23 protein-coding genes are annotated in these 24,542 nt (G+C 49.3%); 6 read left to right on the top strand and 17 right to left on the bottom strand.

What is annotated here, in order from left to right; translation table 11 throughout:
- Window positions 1-297 precede the first annotated feature (297 nt).
- Window positions 298-1,047 carry a hypothetical protein gene (locus tag H6F68_RS16240; RefSeq protein WP_190560557.1) on the top strand — a complete coding sequence of 250 codons (750 nt, stop codon included), beginning with the start codon at window positions 298-300 and terminating at the stop codon, window positions 1,045-1,047.
- An 83-nt stretch (window positions 1,048-1,130) separates the two neighbouring features.
- Here H6F68_RS16240 and H6F68_RS16235 read toward each other — a convergent pair whose 3' ends face one another.
- Window positions 1,131-2,516, bottom strand: coding sequence for an aminopeptidase P family protein (locus tag H6F68_RS16235; RefSeq protein WP_190560555.1), 1,386 nt, complete (start codon window positions 2,514-2,516; stop codon window positions 1,131-1,133).
- An 18-nt stretch (window positions 2,517-2,534) separates the two neighbouring features.
- Window positions 2,535-3,149: a TetR/AcrR family transcriptional regulator gene (locus tag H6F68_RS16230; RefSeq protein WP_190432438.1), complete on the bottom strand. Its 615-nt coding sequence runs from the start codon at window positions 3,147-3,149 to the stop codon at window positions 2,535-2,537.
- A 464-nt stretch (window positions 3,150-3,613) separates the two neighbouring features.
- On the opposite strand from H6F68_RS16230, the gene H6F68_RS16225 reads away from it, so the two are divergent.
- Window positions 3,614-4,060: an Hsp20/alpha crystallin family protein gene (locus H6F68_RS16225; protein ID WP_190560553.1), complete on the top strand. Its 447-nt coding sequence runs from the start codon at window positions 3,614-3,616 to the stop codon at window positions 4,058-4,060.
- A 408-nt stretch (window positions 4,061-4,468) separates the two neighbouring features.
- The gene (locus H6F68_RS16220) at window positions 4,469-5,005 is read left to right on the top strand and encodes a phycobiliprotein lyase (protein WP_190560551.1); all 537 of its coding nucleotides are present in this window, start codon (window positions 4,469-4,471) and stop codon (window positions 5,003-5,005) included.
- Between the two features lie 64 nt (window positions 5,006-5,069).
- Here H6F68_RS16220 and H6F68_RS16215 read toward each other — a convergent pair whose 3' ends face one another.
- The 4 genes from H6F68_RS16215 to H6F68_RS16200 all read right to left on the bottom strand — a co-directional run bounded on the left by H6F68_RS16215 (window position 5,070) and on the right by H6F68_RS16200 (window position 9,728).
- Window positions 5,070-6,785 (bottom strand): diflavin flavoprotein, encoded by a 1,716-nt coding sequence (locus H6F68_RS16215; protein ID WP_190560549.1) that lies wholly within the window; start codon window positions 6,783-6,785, stop codon window positions 5,070-5,072.
- A complete protein-coding gene (locus H6F68_RS16210; RefSeq protein WP_190560547.1) occupies window positions 6,772-7,449 on the bottom strand; it encodes a hypothetical protein in 678 nt (225 codons plus the stop codon). The genes H6F68_RS16215 and H6F68_RS16210 overlap by 14 nt, the downstream gene beginning before the upstream one ends.
- An 8-nt stretch (window positions 7,450-7,457) precedes the next feature.
- Window positions 7,458-7,781 carry a hypothetical protein gene (locus tag H6F68_RS16205; protein WP_190432428.1) on the bottom strand — a complete coding sequence of 108 codons (324 nt, stop codon included), beginning with the start codon at window positions 7,779-7,781 and terminating at the stop codon, window positions 7,458-7,460.
- A 219-nt stretch (window positions 7,782-8,000) separates the two neighbouring features.
- The gene (locus H6F68_RS16200) at window positions 8,001-9,728 is read right to left on the bottom strand and encodes a diflavin flavoprotein (protein WP_190560545.1); all 1,728 of its coding nucleotides are present in this window, start codon (window positions 9,726-9,728) and stop codon (window positions 8,001-8,003) included.
- 131 nt (window positions 9,729-9,859) lie between these two features.
- Between H6F68_RS16200 and H6F68_RS16195 the strand changes: the two genes are divergently transcribed.
- On the top strand, window positions 9,860-10,666 hold the full coding sequence (locus H6F68_RS16195; RefSeq protein WP_190560543.1) for a pantothenate kinase: 807 nt from the start codon (window positions 9,860-9,862) through the stop codon (window positions 10,664-10,666).
- On the opposite strand, the gene H6F68_RS16190 is transcribed toward H6F68_RS16195, so the two are convergent.
- The 11 genes from H6F68_RS16190 to H6F68_RS16140 all read right to left on the bottom strand — a co-directional run bounded on the left by H6F68_RS16190 (window position 10,658) and on the right by H6F68_RS16140 (window position 22,093).
- Window positions 10,658-11,476, bottom strand: a complete 819-nt coding sequence (locus tag H6F68_RS16190; protein WP_190560541.1) for an alpha/beta fold hydrolase — start codon at window positions 11,474-11,476, stop codon at window positions 10,658-10,660. The genes H6F68_RS16195 and H6F68_RS16190 overlap by 9 nt on opposite strands.
- 222 nt (window positions 11,477-11,698) lie before the next feature.
- The gene (locus H6F68_RS16185; protein ID WP_190560539.1) at window positions 11,699-12,154 is read right to left on the bottom strand and encodes an NUDIX domain-containing protein; all 456 of its coding nucleotides are present in this window, start codon (window positions 12,152-12,154) and stop codon (window positions 11,699-11,701) included.
- 79 nt (window positions 12,155-12,233) lie between these two features.
- The gene (bcp, locus tag H6F68_RS16180) at window positions 12,234-12,695 is read right to left on the bottom strand and encodes a thioredoxin-dependent thiol peroxidase (RefSeq protein WP_190432418.1); all 462 of its coding nucleotides are present in this window, start codon (window positions 12,693-12,695) and stop codon (window positions 12,234-12,236) included.
- Between the two features lie 40 nt (window positions 12,696-12,735).
- On the bottom strand, window positions 12,736-14,151 hold the full coding sequence (gene argH / locus H6F68_RS16175; protein WP_313930156.1) for an argininosuccinate lyase: 1,416 nt from the start codon (window positions 14,149-14,151) through the stop codon (window positions 12,736-12,738).
- Window positions 14,152-14,293: 142 nt separating this feature from the next.
- Complete coding sequence (locus tag H6F68_RS16170) at window positions 14,294-14,542, bottom strand: hypothetical protein (protein ID WP_199300122.1); 249 nt, start codon at window positions 14,540-14,542, stop codon at window positions 14,294-14,296.
- A gap of 170 nt (window positions 14,543-14,712) precedes the next feature.
- A complete protein-coding gene (locus H6F68_RS16165; RefSeq protein WP_190560537.1) occupies window positions 14,713-16,137 on the bottom strand; it encodes a GAF domain-containing SpoIIE family protein phosphatase in 1,425 nt (474 codons plus the stop codon).
- A gap of 389 nt (window positions 16,138-16,526) precedes the next feature.
- Window positions 16,527-18,311 carry a signal recognition particle-docking protein FtsY gene (ftsY, locus tag H6F68_RS16160; RefSeq protein ID WP_190560535.1) on the bottom strand — a complete coding sequence of 595 codons (1,785 nt, stop codon included), beginning with the start codon at window positions 18,309-18,311 and terminating at the stop codon, window positions 16,527-16,529.
- 158 nt (window positions 18,312-18,469) lie between these two features.
- On the bottom strand, window positions 18,470-19,093 hold the full coding sequence (gene nusB / locus H6F68_RS16155) for a transcription antitermination factor NusB (protein WP_190560533.1): 624 nt from the start codon (window positions 19,091-19,093) through the stop codon (window positions 18,470-18,472).
- 60 nt (window positions 19,094-19,153) lie between these two features.
- A complete protein-coding gene (locus H6F68_RS16150) occupies window positions 19,154-19,882 on the bottom strand; it encodes a DUF502 domain-containing protein (protein ID WP_190432413.1) in 729 nt (242 codons plus the stop codon).
- Window positions 19,883-20,270: 388 nt separating this feature from the next.
- A complete protein-coding gene (locus H6F68_RS16145; RefSeq protein WP_190560531.1) occupies window positions 20,271-21,164 on the bottom strand; it encodes a glycosyltransferase family 2 protein in 894 nt (297 codons plus the stop codon).
- A 140-nt stretch (window positions 21,165-21,304) separates the two neighbouring features.
- Window positions 21,305-22,093, bottom strand: coding sequence for an HpsJ family protein (locus H6F68_RS16140; RefSeq protein ID WP_190560529.1), 789 nt, complete (start codon window positions 22,091-22,093; stop codon window positions 21,305-21,307).
- A 723-nt stretch (window positions 22,094-22,816) separates the two neighbouring features.
- On the opposite strand from H6F68_RS16140, the gene pgl reads away from it, so the two are divergent.
- Together pgl and H6F68_RS16130 are read left to right on the top strand one after the other, a co-directional pair.
- The gene (gene pgl, locus H6F68_RS16135; protein WP_190560527.1) at window positions 22,817-23,539 is read left to right on the top strand and encodes a 6-phosphogluconolactonase; all 723 of its coding nucleotides are present in this window, start codon (window positions 22,817-22,819) and stop codon (window positions 23,537-23,539) included.
- Window positions 23,540-23,598: 59 nt separating this feature from the next.
- Window positions 23,599-24,363 (top strand): FHA domain-containing protein, encoded by a 765-nt coding sequence (locus H6F68_RS16130; RefSeq protein ID WP_190560525.1) that lies wholly within the window; start codon window positions 23,599-23,601, stop codon window positions 24,361-24,363.
- The last annotated feature ends 179 nt before the right edge of the window (window positions 24,364-24,542 follow it).

The following is a 24,542-nucleotide window of genomic DNA, read 5'->3' as shown; positions in this document are numbered from 1 at the left end:
TTTTGCCATGCTTATGCGCTTTAGCATGACCGCACAGAGGACACTGCATCACCTGGTTTCTAGGGAAGGACTCTCTTTACTTTATCAATCCCACAGTCGATTGATGCACTACCAAAAGCGATCGCCTTCCAATCAGCAATCAAACTTTATGATTGAAATATGCTTAGAAACTTTTATACTTGTCCGAAATCACAGAAGTAAGTATAGAAGTTGTTTAGGGTTGAGATCGCCTTGCTCAGCCCTTACTAAGGGGGAAGTTTAGGTATTCACCTCTCCACCCATTCCAGAAATTCAGTCATGCAATCTACTGTTACAAAAAACACCTTAACGGCATTGTTGTGTCGCCCCATTATTCCGAGTATCAAAACCCTAGTAGGAGCATTGATACTAGTAGGAGCAACTGCCTTGCCCGTTTTACCTTGTGGAGGTGGTTCTGAAGGTGCTGTGATTTTACTTGCATTTCCTCTAGGTGTTGCAGCAATTTTTTACGGGTTGCCTCTGCTGCTGAGCCTTCTGATTGAATCAGCAATCTTGCACTATCAGGAGTCAGTGGGGTGGCTCAAATCTTTTGGGTTATCTTTACTAGCCAATATTGGCGGGTTGATTGCCGTTGTGTTTGGGACAGTAATATCCTTTGGTCTACCACCCTTCGGTTTTATAACTTTGGCATTCCAAGGTGTCATATTAGGGCTAATGCTGACCACGTTTTGCCGCCGAACAGGATACTTTCTAGGGCTAACCAAAGGTTTAGGGCAAATAGGCGTTTATATCTTATTGCTTGGGATGAGCTACGGTAGTTTGGCTCTAGACCGCATTGTTGAGACTTCTAAAGAACCAGATGTGCTCTTACCACCCATTGCAGGTTTATTGCTGATTGGATTTTTGTTTAATCTGATTGTTGAAGGCTGGATTCTTTCGCTATTAATGCCAAAACTTCGTCCTCAACTCGCCTCTACGGTTGTTTCAATGAATGTCTGGTCCTACGGGATATTGCCTGCGTCAATGCTGCTCTCAAAATACCTTCAAGGAATGCCTTTGTTTAGCTAATTCCTTGATCCAAATTCCCACACATTTGATCATTAGGTGAGCCAATCGCAGTTGATGACACTTCGATCGCCCGATCGCCGTATTTATTCGCCCGTGACCAATTGTTCGATCGCATCTGCTTTAGTAGGGAGCGCTGCTGTTAAGACCTCAGAAGCTGATTCCGTCACCAACACATCATCTTCAATCCGAATCCCGCGCACATCGGCAAACTGGGCCAAGCGATCCCAATTCACTACATCCTTGTAGCGCGATCGCCGTTCAGGGTCATTGAGAATTGCAGGCACTTGATAGAAACCGGGTTCAATTGTCACCAGCATTCCCGGACGCAAGGGGCGATCGAGCCTGAGGTAACAGAGACCAAAGCGATCGCTGCGGCTTCTCCCTGTTTCGTAGCCTGCTAAGTCTCCTAGATCTTCCATATCATGCACATCCAAGCCCAAGATGTGACCCACACCGTGAGGGAAGAACAGCGCATGAGCATCCATCGCGACGAGATCTTCTGGCTTGCCGCGCAAAATACCTAAATCTAGTAGACCTGCGGCAATGATTAGGGCTGCGCTGAGATGAATGTCGCGATACTCTACTCCGGGTTCTAGCTTGGCAATGCAAATATCGTGGGCCGCTAGCACTACTTCATAGAGCACTCTTTGAGTGGGTGAGAACTTACCCGAAACGGGCCAAGTCCGGGTGACATCTGCGGCCCAGCCGCTCGTCGTTTCTGCCCCCACATCTGCCAAGAGCAAATCTCCTGGCTTCAGAGCATGGTGATATTGCTCATTGTGCAGCACCTCACCCTGCACCGTGACAATGCTGTTGTAAGCACAGGTCATATTCTGCGCCACAAACACGCTTTCCATTGAGGCTCGGACTGCCGCTTCGGTTTTAGCACCGGGAGTCACTGCCATCCCAACTCGATGAGCATTCACTGTGGCGACTGCTGCTTTCTTCAATTCCGCGATCGCCTCAGGATCATGAGTGAGGCGCAGAATTGCGATCGCCTGAGCTAGCGCCAAATCATTTCCGGTGAGCTGATTGGCAAGAGGAAGCGATCGCTCCAGAATTTGCGCCTGTTGCTGGCGAGTGGCTGCATCTTGCACCGGAATTGTCGCCGCGCCAGTTGCTCGCATCGCTAAATCGGTTAAGGGAAACGCAGCATCCGCACCAATGGTTGTAGCAATCTCGTCACGAGTCAGGGTGGGGCCGTGCCAGAGAGCGCTCGCAGGCGTACCTTCATCGATGAATAACTCCAGCTTGCCTGCCTCTAGCCGAATTGCTGCGTTTTCCAGCGGTAAGCCTGCAAAGTACAGAAAGTGACTACTGGCCCGAAATGGATACACGTTGGCGGGAAAGTTACGAGAACTGCGGCCACCAGACCACAGCACCACAGGGCCATCCAACAAAGCGGCTAAGCGCTGACGGCGATCGCGCAAGGCATTGGCAAGCGCTTCAGAATTGCTAGGAATTTGCATAACTAGACCGTAGCAGCTCTACTCTTTAACCAAAACCCCATTCAGGAAAATATCAGCTAAACCTTCGGCCATTTCCTGCATGGCTTTCGGGGATGCCTTCTCACCCATGACGGTGTCTTGACTAAAGCCCGCGATTGTAAACATGCCCAGGAAGATGCGAGCCACTATTCTTGGATTCATGGGGCGATAAACACCGCGATCCATTGCGGTCTGGAAGAAGGCTTCGGCCACATCCGTCATCTTATCGACCACTTCTAGTTGGATGCGATCGCGCAAGTCGGGGTGGAACTGCGCTTCCATAAAGCAAACCCGCAGCATGTCCATATTCTGGTGCAGGTTCAGCATCCGTCGTCGCATCACCTGGGCCACGGCCTTATAGCTGCCCATTTCGCTCAGCTCGGTGAGCAAATCGGTGAGAATCTCTATCCATCCCTGCGTGGCAACTTCAATCAAGATTGCCTTCTTGTTAGAAAAATGCCGAAACAGCGTCCCCTCTGCTACCCCCGCCGCTTGAGCTAGATCTCGCGTGGTCGTACCGTCGTAACCTTGGCGCGAAAATAATCGTTGGGCAGCTTGCAGAATCCGAGTTCGCGTTTCTGCTTCCGATTGGGGCGGTCGATTGCCAATTCGCATAAAGCTTAAAAAATGGGGATCATGCTGTTAAAGCAAGTATCGTTATTTTCTATCAAGTGAGCAATCAATCCGCAAAAGTTTCACATAACCTTACATAAGTTGTAACTTCGTGATTTATTGCTTGAACATTAACTCAGGATCACTACTAAATCTTAGTAAGAAACTCCTAAAAACCAGTGATCATGAGTCACTCAAACACCCGCTTTTTTACGCATTTTCATTCGCCACAAGACCCTTCGATTGACTACCAATAAAGTCGAAAGAACCTGCCTTTTGTAGTGCGGCAATTGCGATCGCTTCTTGGGAAAGAACCGAACAACCTAAACTTTTTAACTCGCTATTTTGATACTTAGAGAGAGTTAGATGAACTAGCTAGAACCTCTACAGAGCAGAGCTTAACAAGGTTGAATCAATGAGCTAGTTGCAGTCTTACTCCCCTGCATCAAGTATTGGAGGTAAAACATATGGCACTCGTACGTTGGGAACCCTTCCGCGAAGTTAATAGCCTACAACGAGAAATGAATCGGCTCTTCGATCGCCTAGCTAATGGAGATGAAGGTGATTTAACTAATACTAGAACTCCTTTTATGCCAGCTGCAGAAATCTATGAAACAGGTGACGCAATTCAACTCAAAGTTGAAGTCCCTGGGCTAGAAGCCCAAGACCTAGACGTACAAGTTTCTGCTGAGGCTGTTTCTATCCGAGGTGAGCGGAAATCTGAAACTAAAACGGAAGAAAAAGGCATGATTCGCTCGGAATTTCGTTATGGTCAATTCCAGCGTGTCATCCCCCTCCCCAACCGGGTTAAGAACGAGCAAGTAGAAGCAGAATTCAAGAATGGTGTTCTGACTTTAACCTTGCCCAAAGTTGATGGAGAGAAAAACAAAGTCGTTAAAGTCAACCTAGGCTAAACCTAGTATGTCAGGGCGAGAGGTCATCAAGTCCTCCATAGGCTACGGCATGACTTCACTCAGGCTCAATGCGATCGCCCTGACAACTCGATAAATCCGCCTCAATCTAGAGGCACAAATATTTAATTTGTCAAGCCCGTAACAGCGGGATTTCTTGTTGTGGATATAGAGTAACCAGGGTTATTGCTCCATCAAGCAGTCTATCAAGAGTAGGTTTTGCGATCGCTCTCTCACTGGATATAAAGCTTGTAATCTAGATAAACTCTGGCTGACAGCGGATGACAAGAAACGAAGTATCTTTCACCATAGGAGCATAAGTTACAAACTTGTTCACCTAGAATGCCTACAATAAGTAATATTAAGAACAGTAAATAAATTTTACCGTACTTCGTAAGAGGACTGATTCCGGTGGCACCACTTCTACAGTTTGCAAAAACGACAGAGGAATCTTTGATCGCTGAGTTTTTCCGCAGATCGGAAGGGCAGTGGCGATCGGAACGGCGCTATTACACGCTTCCCGCAGGAGACACGCAAGAAATGGTAAGCTTTATCACCATTTGCTTCTTAGAAGAAGGTTGTGATGAACTGGCACGCTTGGCAGCCTTGCATGAATTGAGTGATGCAGTCAGCCTTAGTTGCGGGGCCCACGTTACTTGGGAGAGCCGAGAGTCCGTCTCAGGCCGTAAGAAATCTAAAGGCTCAACTTTGTTTGGGGCTGCTGGTAATATTCTGTATCGCGATCGCGGTTTCGCTACAGTCAAACCTGTGAAAGCGGAATACCACTTCTCAACCCCTCAAACTCTTTGCCTCAAGACTGAATACGACGGTTCGATGTTTGAGGAAGAACTGAAGTTGGTGGGTGACAACTATCGCACTCGCCAAACCATCATTTCCCGTGCGGGAGAGGAGCAGATGATTGGTCAATATCTAGAAAAACGGATATAAAGCTATAGCAAGGCCGAAGTAGGGTGCGTAAGTTACACACCCTGCAATTCCCCATTTAGCTACCCTAATAATGGGTGCCAGTTTTGCGGTGGTGGACGGCGGTGAGGGCATTGGACTGTTGCAGGACTTTGCCGTTATCCGCAATCGCGTACAGCAACCAATGATCGCCACATTCCATCCGGTTTTCGATGCGGCATTCTATATAAGCCAGTGCATCTTTGAGGATAGGAGCACCCTCACTGGTGAGTTCTGTCTCCACACCTTGGAAGCGGTCTTCCGCAGGACCAAACGGCTTCAGAAATTGCTTCATTAAACCAATATGGTTCCCTTCCGCCAGAACGTTGAGTACAAAGCGGCTACCAGGATACATCAAGGATTCGATCGCCCGCTCTTTTGCCACAGCTACAGTCAAGCCAGGCGGGCTAAAGGTGGCTTGAGATACCCAGGAGGCCAACATCGCACTCGCCACCTCTTCTTGCTTCGAGGTAACGATGCAAAGAGAACCGACAATTCGGCCTACCGCTTGCTCCAAGGAGGTCGCAGGTTGTCTCGGCTCTCGTACCTTCTTGGCTTTCTTCAGCGCTTGGGCAAAGTCAGTGCCCGCCTCCTCACACATTTTGATCGTGACTTCTGTGGGTTTGAACTTGACCCGAATTGTCTCGAAGCCCAAGTTATACCCAGCATCCTTAAACTTGCCTTCGATTAGGTCGATCGCCTCCCCACTCCAACCAAAAGAACCAAACACTCCGGCGAGTTTGTTCTTAGCTGCCGTAGAGAGCACAATTCCTAGTGCGGTTTGAATCGGAGTAGGAGCATGACCACCTAAGGTGGGCGAACCCATGATGAATCCGGCGCACTTCTCCACCGCTGCTTGGATTTCACCCGGTTCAGCAATTTCGCAGTTGATGGATTCTACGCCAACACCTGCTTTGGTAATGCCTCGCGCGATCGCCTGAGCCAGAGTTGCAGTGTTGCCATAGGCTGAGGCGTACAGCAGTGCCACTGAAAGTTCTTGCGACTTCTGCTGTTGGCTCCACTGCTGGTAGTTGTGCGTGAGTTCTGTGAGACCATAGCGTACCAAAGGCCCATGTCCCGGCGCGTAGAACTTCACTGTCAGATCAGCCAGCTTATCGAGCGCCGTCTCAACTTGACGAGCGTGAGGAGCCATCAAACAGTCGTAGTAGTAACGGCGATCGTCACTAAAGACAGTCCAGCCTTCATCAAACACCTGGTCGCCACAGATATGCGCCCCAAAGAATTTATCGGTGTAGAGAATTTGGGTTTTGGGGTCGTAGGTGCAGAGGCTGTCGGGCCAGCGCGGGCTAGGGGTAGGGATGAATTGCAGATGGTGCCCCTGACCCAGATCTAAGGTTTCTTCTCCCCGCACCACCAGAATATTGAGGTCTTGTTCACCCAGCGCCTTGCGGAGAGCGATCGCCCCTGGATTGGAACAAACAAAGGTAATTTGGGGCGCAATGTCGAGCAAGGCTTGCAGCGTGATCGCTCGGTTAGGGTTGACGTGCCCCAGAATTACATAATCCAGTTGCTTCAGATTCAGCCGCTTCTTTAACTCGGTGAGATAGGTTTCTGCGAATGACTCACCCGGTGGATCAATCAGAGCAGTTTGGTCCCCACGAACCAGGAAAGAGTTGGCTGTGGTGCCTCGCTGTCGGGCGTACTCAATCTCAAAGCGGAGCCGAGTCCAACTGCGCGATCGCAATACGGTTGTATCAAGGGCGATCGGTAAGATTTGTACGTCTCTGGGTTTAGTTTCCACCATAGATTCTCGCTTTGGGAAAATGTTGCTTGAGAAAATTGGGACTACAGCCAAAGCGCAGCAGCATGTTCGGCAAATCTGCGCGTCTCACATCCATTAGCGCCAGAATAGCTTCCGCTTGCGCCGCGCGGGAATTTTGCTTCAGAACCACATCTAACTTTTTCTGGCGATTTGTCTTTTGCTCCGCCGTCAGCGACACATCGTTTCTAAAGTAATTTTCTAAGAAATCAACTCCATCGGTAAGGTCGGGGCAAAGATTTAAGATCCGTTCCACATCGGTCCAAAAGGCGGCGGTGCGACCTGTTTCTTTGGAAGCAATTAAGGCGTAGGCAACACGAATTAATCGGGCGTAGATAATCTTGATGTCTAACGTAAAAAAGCCCGTGTCAGTCCTAGCGTTCATCAATGTGACAAATCCCACACCAAAACCTAGCGCTTGGCTCACCAAGGCCCAGTCGATTGTGGGTCGACTTGACATCGAAGTGGTCATCCAAAACAGGAAACAAGGAACCAAAAACTGGGCGGCTGCCCACACCCAAACTCCCCCAGTTTTGAAAGGCTCAAAAAAAGGGAGGAATTTGCAGTCATCTGCTAGCTGTTTAAATGCCACTGCAATATTGATCACCCCTGGAATTGCTAACACTGAGAGCCAGGGCAACCAATCCATCAATTCACTCACGCTTCCTGATTCAGAGACAAGATAGGGTGTAAATGTAAATGTCCTTTCGAGGTCAGGATGAAGTAGGTTTTAGAGTTAGAGTGAATTGCCACTGGAGCTTGCGGGTGTCCCCAAGGCAGCAACTGACTCATGAGCCACTGACCATGACCGTGATGGTTTTCAGCGGTCGCTCGGCTGGTGTCAATGTAGCCTTTCTGCCAGAGCTGCTGCACAACTTCGTGCATTTCGCTGATCGGGCAACCCAAGGCATGAGCTAAGTTTTCTACGGTGAGCGGTCTCCGTTCTAGCGCGCTCAAAACCCGCGTTTCATCGACGTTCATAGTCCACCTGTCCGAGTGCTCTTATCGTAGCATCACTCTCTTTGCCTCACTTTAATGTTTTTGTCAACCTGGCGAAACCTCCTTTCGGGTCATTCGAGTTGACCTCTCCCCAACCCCTCTCCCTACAGGAGAGGGGCTTCAAGTTCCCTACTCAGTAAGAGCGAGGGTTTTGACTTTTGCTCCCCTTCCCTGGCAGGGAAGGGGAGAGGGGTTAGGTCTTTAGTAGTGATTGCCCACTTTGCGGTGGTGCACCGCAGTCAGCGCATCAGGGTTAGAAACTCGGCCCTCTTGCACGGTGCTGTAAACAATCCAGTGATCGTTGCACTCCATGCGGCTGCTCACTTCGCACTCTAGATAAGCTAAAGCCTCAGTGAGAATCGGGGAGCCATTCACCGCAGGCTGTGTTTTCACCCCAGCAAAACGATCGGCCCCTGGTGGGAATCGCTTCAGGAAGTGTTTCATTAAGCCCAGATGGTTGCCTTCTTCCAGCACATTCAGGACAAAACGATCGCCTACTTGCATCAGAGATTCGATCGCCCGATCTTTCGCAACTGCGATCGTGAAGCCAAGCGGAGTAAAGCTGGCCTGGGCTACCCAGGAGGCTAACATCGCCCCGCCGACATTACCTTTTTTCGCGGTGATGATGTACAGACCGCCGCTGATCCGTCCCAAAGCTTTGTCAAGGTCGCTGTTGAGCGACTTCATCTGTTGGATAGCGCGATCGCGAGTCAGCCACTGGCCTAAGTCGGTGCCCGCTTCTTCACAGAGCTGATAAACCGATTCGTTGGGCGTGTCTTTGATCCGCACCGCTGGAAAGGCTACGGTCAAGCCCGACTCTCTAAACCGTGTCAAGAGGGGGTCAACGGGTTCATCTTCGCCCCCATAGGATTCAAAAATTCCTACGGCTTGCTTGTCTTTCGCGGCGGCTAACACCGTACCTAGAGCAGCTTGAGCGGTGGCTGCGGCTGGCCCCGATACAGGCGGTGTGGCGATCGCTAAACCTGCCGAGCGACCCACGAGCTCTTGTACTTCTTGGGGGTCTGCGGATTTCAGGTCCATCATCTCGACGGCAACACCTGTTTTGGTGATACCTTTTGCTAAAGCTTGCGACAGGCGATCGCTGTAACCGTAGTCAGAGACGTAGAACACCGCTACCGTTTTCTCAGACTTAGCTTTGGCTTGGCTCCAGTTGCGGTAGCGATCGACCCACTCCGCCACGTTGTAGTACAGCAGCGGCCCGTGTCCAGTGGCAATCTGCTTCACTTCTGGTAGTTCACCCATACGCTTCAGAGCAGACAGCACCGAGCGAGCATTGGGAGCCATCAAGCATTCGTAATAGAAACGAAAATCCGCTTCAATTTCGCTCAAGTCTTCGTCAAAAGTGCGATCGTCGCAGAAGTGCATCCCGAACGCATCGCAGGTAAAGAGAATCTGCGTCTTAGTGTCGTAACTGAAGATGGTGTCAGGCCAGTGTAGATTCGGCGCGATCACAAACTCCAATTCGTGACCATTGCCCAAGTCAAGGCGATCGCCATTTTTGACAATCTGCCGCTTAAACGGTTGGTGTACCAAATCTTCAAGAAACTGAATCGCCACCTTGGAACCCACTACCGTTGCTTGGGGAGCTAAGGCCAAGACATCGCGAACTAAGCCACTGTGGTCTGGTTCAGTATGACTAATCACCAAATAATCGATTTTGGCTGGGTCTACGACTTGGGTTAGCGTCTCCAAGTACAGTTGACGGAACTTCTCGTGAGACGTGTCGACCAGCGCAATCTTTTCGCCTTTAATGACAAAGGAGTTGTAGGTCGTGCCATTCTTCAGACCAAACTCGATGTCAAAGCGATCGCGGTCCCAATCTAATGAGCGAATCGTGGTGGTTTCCGCAGCAATTTCGCTCGTTTGTATCGTCAGTCTACGTTGAGCCCGGTCAGTCAGCACTACCATGTAAAATCTCCTCGTCAAACCTGGCTGAGGCGATCGCCTTTCCCTATTGTCACACGTTGATTTAAAAACCTGGGTTGAAAGACCTGATAGGTAAGTTAAGCAATTCTATATGTATTTATACCTAATTACCTGTGGATAAAAGCTGGTTCGCTTTGATGATTGGCAATTCTCGGCTGCATTGGGCTTGGTTTGTCGGTGACCAGTTGCAATCAGCTTGGGATAGTGAGCATTTGGTAAGTTCTGGCCCCCCTAGCCCCTCAATACTGGGGGGAACTTTGAAAACAGCTTCTCCTAAAATTGAAGGACGAGAGGGGGAAGAGCGATCGCGCGAAGACAATCTCAACAACTCACCAATTGTCTTAGCCTCTGTTGTCCCAGCTCAAACTACTATTTGGCAAGATTATCCTCTTCTGCAAATTCTCACGCTTGAACAGATTCTCCTAGAGCACAGCTACCCCACTCTAGGAATCGATCGCGCTTTGGCTTTGTGGGGAGCAGGAGAAGTATATGGTTGGCCTGCCTTGGTGATTGATGCAGGCACAGCCTTAACCTTTACAGGTGGCAATGCTGAGCGACAGCTAGTTGGTGGAGCGATTCTGCCAGGGCTAAGTTTGCAAGTGCGATCGCTGGCTCAAAAAACCGCTGCTCTCCCTGCGATCACCTTACCCGAAACGTTACCAACGCGTTGGGCTAATGATACGCAGGAAGCGATCGCCAGTGGCATTATCTATACAGTTTTAGCGGGAGTCATGGACTTTATCCAAGCTTGGTGGCAAGAGTTTCCGGGTAGTGCTGTGGTGATGACGGGAGGCGATCGCGTCCTGCTACACCAGTATTTGCAAAGCCAACATCCTCAACTAGCCGTTCAGATCACCGTTGACTCCAACCTCATTTTTTGGGGTATGAGAGCTTGTCGAGCTGAGTCAGCTTCAGCTTGAAAAGGATGAGATGAAATCTCGGATTTCCTGAGCGACGGCTGCTGAGGCTGTGAGTGGTAGTTCTACACCACCTTGCGGCACAATTCGCCAGTTTGCAGTGGGTGTTAGCTCCGTATAAGTTTGGCTGAGTAGTTTGGCTGCAAACGTATCTTGTTCACTTTGCAATACTATGACCGGAACCTTGAGCCAATCAAGCCTCCCCTGTAACTGCTCTGCTTGGATCTCACCTCGTCGGCGTTGAAATAGTAAGCGACAAGCAACAGGAGATTTCAGCAGTTGTTTTCGCCATTGGAGAGCACGTTCAACCCGTTTTTGCAGACCTAATAGAGGTGCGATGGGATACAGCGATCGCAGCAACCAAAACGGCAGGGGGGGTTGAGAGATTAACCACCTAGCCCACCACCAACGCCGCCCCAGCTTTTGCACCTGAATCCCTTCCGGAGCCAACAGCACCAAGCCACGTACCTGCTCTAGATACTTCAGGGCATAACTCGCCGCCACCCAAGCCCCTAGAGAATGGCCGACTAGATACACTTGCCGCAAGCGCAAACTTTCCAGATACTCTGCCAGCATCTCTACTTGCAGCTCAATCGAATAATGGACTTTTGGTCGCTCCGAATCACCAAATCCCAATAAGTCAGGCACAAAACAGTGGTACTCTCTTCCCAACTGCTCAATCACTGGCACCCATTGACTGCTATCACTCCAAGAGCCATGCAGAAATACCAGCGCTGCTCCCTGACCAATTTCACGCCAGAAAATTTGCCCTTGAGACAGCTTCAATCGAGAATTACGCAGCGGTAGAGACATCTTAATCAAGAAGGATGAGGGATGAGGGATGAAGGATGAAACAGGAAGGATGAGGGATGAATGGGCCTAACTTTCATCCTTAGATTACGGCAGTGTCGTAAGTCAATTCAATTTCATTCTTCATGGCAATTGAGAGGAATAACAAAGGCGTTGCAAACAATTTCATCCTTCCTCCTTCATCCCTCATCCTTTCCACTTTTTCCCTCCTTCCTCATCCTTCCACTACGCCAGTGTGGTTAGCCCATTCAAATAGTCTTGTAGTTGGCGATCGTGATCGTGGGATAGGTTACCCAAGGGCAGAGCGTCGGCGGCAAAAGCCTGTACTTCCATCACTTCTAAAGTGTCTTGTGCCTGCATTGTTCCTTGCACTTCAGCTTCAACAACTATGCAGACTGAGTGGATTCTGGGATCGCGATCGGGTGCAGAATAAACTCCCACTAACCGTCGAATTTTGACTAGTTCCAGACCTGTTTCTTCCGCCAACTCCCGCCCAACTGTAGTAGGGATATCTTCTCCCCAGTCCACCATGCCACCAGGTAATCCCCATTTCCCATTGTCCTGCCGTCGAATCAGGACAATTCGACCGTCAGGCAGGAGCGGGATAATACTCGTACCAATAATGGGGTGTTGGAAGATCAATCCCAGTACGGTTTGAATCAAATGCCAGAACCGACGCATAAAGCAGGGCTGTCATACGAGCAGAACAATGGAAGCCGAAAGCCGATGCAATTAAACCACGCACCCATTCTTGCAGTCTTCACCCAAGCAAGTGAGCCAGAATTTCTGTGGCATGAGATTCTGGTTTCACCTTGCGGTAAATTTTCTCAATCGTACCATCTGAGCCGATCACAAACGTGTGACGATGTACGCCCATGAATTCTTTGCCCATAAACTTTTTCAACCCATAGCTGCCGTACGCTTGGGCTACTGTGGCATCTTCATCGCACAGTAAAGGAAAGGGCAACTGATATTTCGTCGTAAATTTGGCGTGGGCCTTAGCATGATCGGTACTAATGCCCAAAATCACTACACCTTGGGACTCGTAATCCAAGTAGGCATCCCGAAAGCCGCAAGCTTCCTTGGTGCAGCCAGGAGTGTTGTCTCGTGGGTAAAAGTACAACACAACTCGCTGACCTCTCAAGTCTGACAAGCGGACTAAATTGCCGTGCGTATCCAGCAAACTGAAGTCTGGTGCGAGATCACCAACCTGGAGAGACATAGACACTATTTACGAGGTGAAACTGGATAAGGGGAGGGCATTAATCTTGACGCAGCCGTTGTCGGGCATTTTCGATCGCTTGTCTTACTTGCTCAAACCCAGTGCCGCCGTAGCTGTTACGGGCTGCGACGACTTGACGAGGTGCGATCGCCTGATATATGTCTGATTCAAAGGCAGGATGCAGAGTTTGCCACTCGTCTAAACTCAAGTCCTTGAGCAGCTTGTTGGCGGCTAAGCAAGTCCGCACCACTTTGCCCACCAAGTTATAAGCTTCACGGAAAGGCACGCCTTTAGTTGCCAGATAATCGGCAACATCTGTGGCATTAGAGAAATCTTCGGCCACTGCTTCTGCTAGGCGAGAAGTGCGGAATTCTATCCCTTCTTGCAGCAAAATGGTCATAGCTTCTAGACAGCCTCGGACAGTCTTGACCGCATCAAACAAAGCTTCTTTATCTTCTTGCAAGTCTTTGTTGTAGGCCAAAGGTAAGCCTTTCATCAGTACTAGCATGGCCTGTAAATGTCCAAAGACTCGCCCAGTTTTGCCCCGCACCAGTTCTGGTACGTCGGGGTTCTTTTTCTGGGGCATGATGCTGGAGCCTGTGGCACAGCTATCTTTGAGGGTGACGAAGCTAAACTCTTGCGAAGCCCAAAGAATCACTTCTTCCGACAGGCGGCTCAGGTGCATCATGATCAAGCTGGCAGTCGAGAGAAATTCGATCGCAAAGTCGCGATCGCTGACTCCATCCAAACTATTAACGTAAACGCCATCGAAGTTGAGTAATTCAGCGGTGTAGTGGCGATCGATCGGGAAGGTGGTTCCTGCCAATGCCCCACATCCTAAGGGCGACACATTTACCCGGCGATACACTTCTCCAAGCCGCTCCCAATCGCGCTGCGCCATTTCGAAGTACGCCATTAGGTGATGTGCCAAACTAATCGGTTGAGCCCGCTGCAAATGGGTGTAACCAGGAATCAAAGTTTCTACATGCTGCTCAGCCAGGTGAAACAAAGCCGCTTGAAACTCCCGCACTTGAGCGCGAATCTCCTGCATTTGGTCCCGTAAGTAAAGCCGAGTATCCGTGCCAACCTGGTCGTTTCGCGATCGCGCAGTGTGCAGCTTTTTGCCCAAATCCCCCAGAATTTGGGTTAGGCGACGTTCGACCGCAAAATGTACATCTTCGGCATCAATACCAGGGCTAAAAAAACCTTGGCGATACTCTTGCCGAATTTGATCCAGCCCTTTTACGAGTTGATCCCCTTCGTCTGGGGTAATTATGCCTGTGTGAGCCAGCATTTGGGCGTGAGCCTGAGATCCGGTTAAGTCATATTCCACCAACTCGATATCAAAGCCGATGCTGGCATTGAATTGAGCGATCGCTGGGTGTAGCGCAGTTTCAAATCGCTGACTCCAAGTTTGGGAGCTAGCAGCAGGCTGGGGCGGCAGTTCCGTATCCAAGGTTGTTTTCCTGAATTCAATCAACAGCGTCGAAAACTCATCTTGACATGAGCGATGCCTCCTAAAATGCAGTCCGAGCTACCAGCATCGAAGGCCAATCTAGGAGGCAAAAATTTATCTAAATCACGACTTAGAGGTGAGTTTAATAGGAAGTCATACTGCGAATCATGTAGCCCAAAATGACTCCGATTAATAAGGCCCACACTTGGCCTGTTTTTACAAAGTTGTTAAATCCCTTTTGGATATCTGCCAAAATGTCTTGATTATATTGTTTGGCCAATATTGTCCAGTCATGAGGGACATGCCAAGCTAAACCTTGCTGGAGCCAGTCACCCCAATGTGTGGTTTGATTCAACCAAGTTGTCATATCCTGCATTACGTGGATGACCATTGCTACCATCTCCTCATCAAATGTTGGGACTACTAAAAGGTTTAAGACTAAAAGGCTAATCCGTAGCAAGCGATCGCAGTCTTTTGGTGCATCCCAGCAGCTTTACTACTGCAATTAGCACGTAACAATAGAGTCGCAGATTTTTGGCACTTGTAAAGTAAAAATCGAGATTAATCTGGCGAGTTGATTTGCATAACAATCAAAGTCATGTCATCACCGTTGCGATTACCTGCTCCAATAAACTGCTGCACTTGGGCAAACAAATGCTCCAGAATCTCTTGGGGGCTTTCGCAATGACCACAAGCCCAGTGGAAGGCACGAGTTAGATTATCTTCATCGAAGCGATCGCCACTACGGTTGGCTGCGTCGGTAAAACCATCGGTGTAGTAAATCAGGGTATCCCCCGGCTGTAGCTGGATTTGACCATCTTGGTAATGGGTATCTGCATCTAAGCCGATCAGCATACCCAGAGTATCTAAACGCTTAATTGAGTCCGTTGAAGCTTGCCAAAGCAACGGTGGGTTATGCGCGGCATTGCTATAGGACAACATCTGCGTTTGCGGGTCGTACTCCGAGTAAAACAGAGTCACGAACCGATTGGAATTTTCTAAATCGGCATACATCACCTGGTTCAGGTGTTGCAGAATCCGAGCGGGGGAGTGCCTGTTCAATACTTCGGCTCGCAGCATGCCCCGTAGCATGGTCATGATCAGACCAGCGGGCACACCCTTCCCCATGACATCGCCGATGGAGACGCTCCAACGCCCCGCTTCGCCACTACCTGTTTTGGCCGAACGTAAACGAGCGTGAGGAATGGGGATGAAATCGTAATAATCACCCCCAACTCGATTCGCCGTTTGACAACGAGCGGCCAGTTCTGCGCCTCGAATTTTGGGACACTGGCGCGGCAAGAGCTGTAATTGAATTTCTGCCCCAATTTCTAGTTCGCGATCGAGCCTTTCTTTTTTGCGTAGCTCTACCGTAAGTTCGTCATTTTCGATCGCCACAGCGGTTTGGTCAGCCACCAAGCGCACCAATTTTTGCCGCGTTTCTGTCCAGGCATAATCCACGGCTCGGCTAAACACGTAAAGTCTACCCCGCTCAGCATTTTTGACCAGAATTGCGGTGCCAAACAAATGCACATCTGGCCCCAAGTAATGACTAACCTGATGATCGAGGGCGGCAGTCATTTTAGCAGGGGCGATCGCGCCTCCAGGTGTGGCAGCGGCAGCGGCTAACTGACGGGTCGCGGTTTCTAGTGCTTTACGAATATCGTGGCACTGGCGGCTGTCCTGGCAATGCAGCCGCTCTAGCCGCATCTGTCCATTGGGTTTGAACAGTACTAAAGCTCCACCATCCGCATCGGTCACCCGACTTGCCATCAGCGGAATTAGCTCTAGAAACTGGTTTAAGTTATTGAAGCTCCGCAAGGCAAAGCTGAGCGAGCTTAACAAGTCTTGGATTTTGTGCTGTTCCCGATGCAACCGCGCCACCAGTTCCTTCAGAGCGAAAACTGGCGTCATATCGGGGGAGGTGCCGCCACTGGTGCGGTCAGAGGGTTGGGAGGGCTGTCGAGGAACAGGCACAGCAGTCATTAGCGCAATGTTAAGTTGTCATTGAGAACCGAAAAGTTGAACGTCAACAGGTGAAAGAAGATAAATTCTCTACCTGCAATTTGAACAAATTACTGGAGAGACAGCTTATCACTATTTACAGAATTTGCGCTCTAGTTTTACTGGTTTAAAGTCGGCAAACTGATGAGAATTTGTAAAGCATTTAGTTCACTACAAATCTGGTTTGCTACAAAATAGTGTGATGTTTAACCAAGGTTAAGTGCTTGGTACAAGAATCAACTCAATACTAGTAAGTTCCGCCAACAGGATTAAAGTTGGCGCAGAGTTGGCATAAATTCTAACGAATCTGTTGATACTAGCAGAATTGTTCCTGAGCAGCGCCAATCTCTTTGAGGTGACTTGCGAGTGAATCAACCTGCTAGAAGCGCTTCCACAAACTCATAGCTAGAGAACGGTCTGAGATCTTCAATCCCCTCACCCGCCCCAATAAAGCGAATGGGTAGCCCTAACTGCTGCACCACCGCCAGAGCAATTCCACCTTTAGCGGTGCCATCCAACTTGGTCAGAACAACCCCACTCAGTTGAGCAGCTTCTAGAAATACTTCGGCTTGGCGTAGCCCATTTTGGCCCAACGTAGCATCCAAGACCAACAAAGATTCAATCTTGGCATCGCCTGCTTTCTTGTCAATAATGCGCCGAACCTTGCTCAATTCGTCCATCAAGTTTTTCTTGTTTTGCAAGCGCCCAGCCGTATCCACTAATAACAGCTCGGTCCCTCTAGATTGAGCCGAGCCGATGGCATCGAAAACGACCGCTGCTGGGTCTGTATTTTGTCCAGGGTTGGAAATGACTTCGACCCCGCTACGCTGTCCCCAAACCTTGACTTGTTCGACCGCGGCAGCCCGAAAAGTGTCGGCGGCGGCAATTAAACAGTTGTACTCCGACTTCTGGGCTAAGTGGGCTAGCTTGCCAATGGTGGTCGTTTTACCAGCACCATTCACGCCTGTAATCAACCAAATGTTTAAGGTATCTTTTTCGGGCGCAAAAGTAGGGTTGTAGGACTTGCCCAATGGCCGATCCAGCATATCGCGGAGGATCGACTTCAGGTAAGCGATCGCCTGATCCGGAGGCAGTGCTTCTTCCCGCAGTTTCTTCTGGAGGGAGTCAATAATGCGGTCTGTGGCTGCTACGCCCACATCGGCTTGCAGTAATAGCGCCTCAATTTCTTCGACAGCGTCTTGGTTAAGCGGCCCTTGTCCGACGATCGCCTTGAGTTGGTTGACCAAGCTCCGGCGAGTCTTGTCTAGCCCTTGGCGTAATCGCTTCAGCCAAGTGATTTCTTCAATCGAAATTTGGTCTGGGCGGCGACCTTGAGCAGCTAACACCTCAGCAGACCACAAGAAGCCTTCATCAAAGGCAATTTCAGGCACAGCCTCTTGAACTGTGGCACTTGGTTGAGCAACTTCTGGTTCGGGTTCTTCGATGGCGGTGGCTTTGAGGCGCTCTAATCTCGCTTGCCGATCCGTTTCCGCTTGTGCCCAGAAGGGTAACGGAGCTGCTTCGGTAGATTCTGATGTTTCTGTAGGGGCTGCTGGAGCTACTTCTGAGGTTTCTATTGCCAGAGGTTCTACAGGGGTAGTTTCTGAGGCGATCGCAGGGGCTTCTATTTTTTCCGATGCTAATGCTGCGATTGGCTCCGCGATCGCTTCCTCAGGAGTTTCAGGTTGCTCAGTTGGTGTAGATTCGCTGACTTCGGCGGTAAGTTCAGCAGCAGTTGGAGCGATCGCGGGTTCAGCTATAGGATCTTCAGCAGTGGCTTCCTCTAAGGTCTCTGCGACTTCTGGTACTTCTAGCTCTTCAGCTACAGGCTTTTCAGTAGCAAATTCCTCGGGTGCTTCAGCTACAAATTCTTCAGCTGCTGCAGGTTCCTCAGTGGCGGGTTCTTCGATAGCGACTTCGTCGGGTGCTGCTTCTGGCTCAACCTGCTGTCGCTTTTGAATATTTTGGTAAGCTGCTTTGGCCCAGTTGAGATAATCTTCCGCCACTTCTTCGGTGGCAGTTGCGGCTGCTTCTGGCTCACTCGGCTCTGACTCAGCCTGATTCGCTTCAGATGGCTCTGATATTGTTTCTGTCTGGTCAACCTGAGAATTTTCCGAGCGATCGTCAAACTGCCGACGGAACCAATTGAAAACCATTGCAATTTACCTAAAACTGCTACCTAAGGAAATATCGAGATCTCAATAGATCTACCCAATACATCTAACTGTAAAGAAAAATGTTTGTGCTTAAAACTAATCTGAACACTCAGTTGAGTTCGCAGCAACTCAATCTGACCAGGTTTTTGCTATGGAGTTTAGACAGATTTGGTTTTGATTTGCTCTGTCACGCGCCGTAGCACACCATTGATGAAGCGGTGTCCTTCGCTTCCACTGTAGCGTTTTGCTAATTCTACAGCTTCGTTAATCGCAACTTTGTCTGGCACGCCCAAATACATGATTTCTGTGACAGCGATGCGAAGAATATCGCGATCGATCCGCGCTAAGCGATTGAGTTGCCAATCGACTAAAGACTGGGTTAGCAATTCATCAACTGCTCCCGTATTGGCATTTAAAGTGCTAATCACTTGCAGAGCATAAGCTCGAACTTCTTTCTGATTCGTCAACTGAATCAGTTCTGGTAACTCAACTGCCATTCCGACGCGATTAATTGCAGTTTGAGCTAAATCCAGCGCTTCTTGGACCATCGCTCTGGCACTCTGGACATCACTGGCTCGCGTTTCGCTACTCAGCAAGCGATCGCTGCCCCGCTTCACTTCTGCTGCTGCGGTTTCTAGAGTTTCCTGAACTTCAGTAGTTAGCGTACGAACAGCGGCCAGCATGATGTTTTGGAGTTGCTGGTCGTCCAGTCGGCTCTGGTTGGCAGGCAACTGGCTAATGCTGAGCAGGGAAAGTTCACGAGCGATTCGGCGAGCTTGCATGGAGAGTTAATTGTCCAGGTTCAGAAGCAGCTTGACTATCTTAGCGCTTTAACGCTTGCTTCACTCCTCTTCGAGCGGCAGCGTTAAGGCTTGCCATTGGGGTTCGGGCAGAGGCGTTTCTAGTTGGCGATCGCTGGTGGGTTTCAAGGCCAATGTCGCTTGGGAGGTAGGACTGACAATGCCACCCGACACAATCACCTTAAAGGCATCTTCTACCGACATCGACAGGTTGACTACTTCGTTTTCTGGTACTACGGCATACCAACCCGTCGTCGGATTGGGAGTGGTGGGAATAAACACCCCTAGCATCGAGCCAGGCAAGTGCGCCTGAATGTCTCCACTGATCACTCCGGTGACAAAGGCGATCGCCCAAACCCCGCGACGGGGATACTCCACCAACACGACTCGGCGGAAGCGATTGTTAGAATCTTTCAGCAACGTTTCTAGCAGTTGCTTCAGCGTTTTGTAAACTGCCCCCGCTAACGGAATCGCCTGCAACAACCGCTCCCCAAAATCTAGCAGCCACCGTCCTGCAATATTTCGAGCCATTAAGCCAATTACCAAAATCAAGAGCAATGGCACCGTTAGGCCCACAGCAAAATTGAGGAAGTTGACTAGGATGGGGTGAAAGCCATCAAAAGGGTTGAGTTGCTTCGGGACGCGCGTCAAAAAGTTAATCACCCAATTAGCAACAGTAATCGTCAACCAGATGGTTGTGGCTAAGGGAATGACAACGAGCAGCCCCGCAATCAGATCATTTTTTAAGTCCTGCTTTAGGCGTTGGAACACAGACAACCCACTCTCCTTCAATCGGCTGGAAAATTTGGCTGCTATCACTAAAGTTGTGAATAAGACTGAGCGGCAAGGAGTTTAGACTGAAACCGTCTATTGAGCTTGGTTTCTCAGGAAGGATTACTTCCATTGTGCCCTGTCTATTTGAATCCCTGATTAGCTACCTCAAGGGAACGGTGACAACTCAGCGTCTTCTCTTAATTTGCCAACCTTGTAAAGATTTATTTCAATTTTAATGTTTATTCCAAAAATTACCGGAGCAGCAGGACTGCATCCGATAACCAAAGGCATATCTTAGAGCAATTATTACCTGTTTGCGGCCTGCTATGTATCCGAGAATACTGCTTTTATGGATTTGATATTTATGGAATCAAGAATACAGTTGTCAATTGACCGTCACAGAACCTATTTCAGTTTCAGTAGGTTCAGCGATCGCCAAAACATCATCTTCTGACACCACGGGCGGCGGTAAGTGCTTGATTTCCCAAACTTTGAGCAGAATTAGGTATTCATAAAAAGCTTGCAAGGTACACCAAGCAAACCCCGCTCGGCCATCCAGAATGCCGCCCAGCAAGAAATACATGTAGAAAAAGCGAATCAGCGGTCTGAAGGGCAACCGTAAAGATAGATCTTTGAGCGCCCGCCGTCGTTTTACTTCGGACGAGCCAAAAAATAGATCCTGCCACTTGACGGTGCCCGTTTCTAGCTGCTTTAGGGTTTCTTGGGCTTCGTCGCTGGAGTAGCGGTTGTGCTTATCAATCCACCGACTCAAGCCTTTCCCGCAGGTGTAGTGGGGATAGGTTTCTTTCAGAAATCCGGTGGGGCCATTACACACCTCGCGCTCGGTGTGGCCGTAGTCATCGAACCAAACCTGATCGCGGCGGAAGAGCCGCATTTGATAGCGGGGGTACTGTGTGCTGCGCCGAATCCACTGACCTAGGAACATCACTCGCTCAGCTACGTAGTAGCCGATGTAGTCCTGGCTTTGCATCGCTGTGAGGCATTCTTGAAACAGCTCTGGCGTCATCCGCTCATCTGCCTCTAGAATATAAACCCACTCATGCTTGACCGGAACTGATTGGAGCATCCAAGTTCGTTGCTGTCCGTGGCTTTCGAACTGATGCTGCACAACTCGGACAGGATAGCGCTGGGCCACCTCTACTGTGCGATCGCTGCTCAAGGAATCAACCACAACCACATCATCTGAGAGCAAAGCTGACTCAATACAAGCCGCAATCTCAGTTTCTTCGTTATAGGTGAGGATGTAAATCGAGAACATAGCTCAGCTTTTTGGGTGAGGGGAGGTTAGTGCAGCAGAAGCATTGCGTTGGTAGAGAGGCACCCCCCAGCCTTAGGCATATCAGCAGGCATGTCAGTGCTCTTAGGCTCGTGCAGCCAGAGATACTCTTGAAGAACTACTTAGCGAGCCGCTTTCCGAGACCCGGCTCCCAATTGCCGCAATCCAGTCCAACCAACCGTAATGTACCCAATTGCTAGGAGCAAACTGCTGAGTCCTACCCGCAATCCAGACTTGAGAAACTCAGCATTGGCACGTTTTTCTAAATCAAGGCGGCGAGTGCGGATTTGAGTTTGGGCATCTTTCGCTTTTTTATCGAGTGCTTGTGGATCAGATTGGAGTTGTTGCTGAATCTGGCTCTTTAGAGCTTGGACTTGGGCTAACTGTTCCCCTTTGATCTGTCCACTCTCGATCGCTTGATTTAGTTGCGAGTCGCTTTTGACCAAGCTGTTAATTTGTTGCAGTTGTTGATTGAGTTGTCCCTCTGCTTGTCCCGCTTCTTGAGAAATCTGTGTCCGGGTTTGCTGGTTCGCTCGGTAGGTGTTGCTGAAATGCAAAGGAGACAACACTAAGAAGACAAAACCCAACAGGCTGGCTAGCAAGAGAGAAGCAAAGCTGATGTTTTGCCAAGCTTTTTGTCGCTCTGGAGGTGCACCCGAAACACTATCAACCCAAACTCCAGTAAATAGGAGGACAAAACCCAGCAGTGGCACAACTCCGCGATCGACAAATTGGCTAAATAGGGCGATTTGCCATTTCAGTCCTTCTAAGCTGCTGAGTTTGGCGGGTACATCGGAGGGTACCAGCAACACGGCATAGTCAATCAGAGCAGCCAGAATCAAAATGATTCCCACGTATTTGAGCGTTTGGGAGGCGATCGCAGAGAGTTGACGGCTATCAGTTGCTTTCATTGGGCTTCAGAGTGGTTTAGTGATTGTCTGCTTCAAGCTGAGCTAGATTCAGCATACTCGTTTGTTATCCCTGTTCACTTGCGAGCAAACAGGACAATGTGTCAAGTACAACCGCTAGTAAATTCTTTCAGTCTAGACAAGTCAAGGTTAGCGGGTCAGAGGAAATTATAAATACGTAACAGGTTAAATTCCAAATCAATTTACTTCTTTCAGGTAACTTTTAGTTCCTCTTAAAATTGCCTTTAAGCAATCATTAATAATTCATTTTTTAATTTATCTAAGTATTGACAGGGGCGCGATCGTTGTTATAAATGCAACTAGGAAGTTTCTAGTTACAGTATTTCCCTCCTGCGATCGCGCCATAACTGGCAACCATTTATCTAAATTCAACCTAACTAGTCAGTGATAAATCGTGCCATATCACTGAAAGCTAGATTGATTTAAAGCGGTCAATATATTAGTTACACAGAAAATTAATTAGCAGTTTTAAGTTAGGTAGATTTGGGAGCTGTTTAAAGGTGATGCTTACGACTCGGATGGTCCCTAGCCTGCAAATCTGAAAAAACAGTTACGCAACTCTAAGCTCTGTATCTACCCAACAAGGCTGATTTAGGTTAAAGCTCAATTATTTATACATAAGGAATATTTGAGAAATCCTTGATGCCAGCATGATAGAACTGCATCACCCCTACCATGCCTATAGACCTGCTTCATCAAAAACCAATGAACAAAATTGTAGAAGTTTTGCCAGACACCACAGCTCTGATTCAGCGATCGCTGGAAGTGGTTGTAGAAAAAATTCAAGCGGCGATCGCAGAGCGAGGACAATGCACTATCGCCCTGTCCGGTGGGAGTACGCCTAAGCCGCTATACGAAGCTCTCGCGACTCAAGATTTGCCTTGGGGCCAAATCCATGTGTTTTGGGGCGATGAGCGCTACGTTCCTGCCGATCACCCAGACAGCAACCAGGGGATGGCTCGTAAAGCTTGGCTCGATCGCGTCCAGATTCCGGCTGAGAATATCCACCCGATGCCAACTGAGGCTGCTGATCCAGCGATCGCGGCTCAAGACTACGAATCTCACCTGCGAGAAGTGTTACAGGTACAGGGTCAAGCCTTGCCTGCTTTGGATGTGATTCTCTTGGGCTTAGGGGATGATGGACATACGGCATCTTTGTTTCCACATACAGCAGCCCTACAAGTGCAAGATCGGCTGATTACTGTGGGAAATAAAGATGGTCAGCCACGCCTCACCTTTACTGCTCCCCTGATTAATGCCGCCAGATACGTTGTATTTGTAGTGGCTGGTGCCAACAAGCAAGCCGCTCTCAAAGAAATTTTTGCCCCTACAGCCGATGCCATGACCTATCCAGCTCGCTTAGTCCAACCGCAAGGAGAACTTTGGTGGTTATTTGACGCTGCCGCTGGACAAGCCATAAATGGTTAAGATTGAGTACTAGCTGTCTGGTTATCCCCTGGCATGATTTCGGCAGAAGAGAAACTTTCATGATTGTCTGTCCCAATTGCAACCACCAAAATCCTGAAGGCGCAGTGCAGTGCGAGGCTTGCTACACCCCGTTACCTGCCACTACCAACTGCTCCAACTGTGGTGCAACTGTACAGACCGATGCTAATTTCTGCGGTCAATGTGGCTTTAACCTACGCACCAATACCCCGCTACCGAGTGTTGAGGAAACCTCCATGCCCTCCTTTGTAGAATTTGTAGGAGCAGCGACACCCGGTAACTCTAGTTCAGCCAGTCAGCCAGATCTATTTACTACTAATTCTTTGGGGCCAGAGGGCAATGAATTAGGCAACAGTCTGCCTGATGTTGCGCCTCTCCCTGGATCACTAGGCAAGGAATTACTCCCGCCACCCCTTGCAAGTGACTTTCCCGTGCCATCTCCGGTCGTCTCTAGCGACTCCCACACGCGGCTGCAACAACAGACGGCCAAACTACTGCATTTACGCACCGATACGCCTCTGGAATTGCCCCCCCAGTTGTCTCTCATCCACATCGGCAAGTGGAACGATCGCATTCCTCCAGATATTGATGTGTCTGGGTTTCCTGACTCAGAAATCGTCTCTCGTATCCATGCGGATATTCGGGTGGAGGGAGATGCGTTTTACATTGAGGATGTGGGTAGCTCCAATGGCACCTACATCAACAACATGCTGATCCCCTTGGGCAATCGCCATCGCTTGCGCTCAGGCGATCGCATTTCTTTAGGGAAGGGCGATCGCGTTACCTTTTTATTCCAGATTTCTTAATAACTTCTTAACAATTTTATCGAATTAAAATTACTAGAGAGCTAGCGACGTAAGACCTCTAGCCTCTAGGCTGCGTTTGCAAATAAAAAACAAATAATTGCTCACTTTGCCAACTCTGAACTACCATCAATTGATGGAAAATTGCTCAACGAAATTGAGTTAAAGCCGCCTAGGATTAG

It is taken from the genome of Trichocoleus sp. FACHB-262, assembly GCF_014696035.1.
Taxonomy (GTDB): domain Bacteria; phylum Cyanobacteriota; class Cyanobacteriia; order FACHB-46; family FACHB-46; genus Trichocoleus.
Note: the sequence above shows the minus strand (reverse complement) of the source record. Positions and strands in the feature narration are given on the sequence as shown.